The sequence below is a fragment of the Pseudoalteromonas sp. SIMBA_162 genome, assembly GCF_046535955.1.
Classification (GTDB): domain Bacteria; phylum Pseudomonadota; class Gammaproteobacteria; order Enterobacterales; family Alteromonadaceae; genus Pseudoalteromonas; species Pseudoalteromonas marina.
Map to the genome: position 1 here is coordinate 1 of NZ_JAWJBQ010001372.1, position 230 is coordinate 230.

Sequence of the window (230 nt, forward strand, 5' to 3'; positions counted from 1 at the left end):
TTCTTGTAGCGCTTGGCCTTGAGGCTTGAGGTGTTGAGGCTCGCCTCGGCACGCGCCAGGCTCGCCTTGGCGCTCTCGACATCGGCGCGATAGGTGCGCGAATCGATGTGATAGAGCACCTGACCTTCCTCGACGTCACTGCCTTCGGTGAAGTCGCGCGATTCGATGATGCCACCGACCTGCGGACGCACTTCCGCGATCTGATAGGCACGCGTGCGGCCCGGAAGTTC

At 62.6% G+C, this 230-nt stretch carries 1 protein-coding gene; it reads right to left on the reverse strand.

Annotated features, from left to right (window positions below):
• Positions 1-230, reverse strand: a 230-nt coding sequence (locus R0J88_RS24100; RefSeq protein WP_410901472.1) for a biotin/lipoyl-binding protein, incomplete at both ends; no start/stop codon positions are given.